At 64.2% G+C, this 243-nt stretch carries 1 protein-coding gene; it reads right to left on the bottom strand.

Features of this window, described 5'->3' with window-relative positions; translation table 11 throughout:
• Positions 1–128: 128 nt before the first annotated feature.
• Positions 129–243, bottom strand: a 115-nt coding sequence (locus ACLJNW_RS27915) for a putative quorum-sensing-regulated virulence factor (protein WP_410961847.1), incomplete at its 5' end; no start/stop codon positions are given.

The following is a 243-nucleotide window of genomic DNA, read 5'->3' on the forward strand; positions in this document are numbered from 1 at the left end:
GCTGAGTTCGGCTGCGTATCGGCGGATAACGCCTGTGGCGTTATTCGCCCTGCCGAACGGGGGCGGGTGACTGGTGAAGGCAGGGTATGGGCAGGGTATCGGCGGATAGCGTCGGCGACGTCATTCGCCTACGGAGCGGGGGGACGAAGCGGCTTGAGCAGCCCGTCCAGCCCGTCGATCTTCAGTTCCAGGGTCAACTGCATCAGCCGCCCGAGTTCACCAGGCGGGAAGCCTTTCTTGTAG

It is taken from the genome of Salmonella sp. SAL4457, assembly GCF_046548235.1.
GTDB lineage: Bacteria > Pseudomonadota > Gammaproteobacteria > Enterobacterales > Enterobacteriaceae > Salmonella > Salmonella enterica.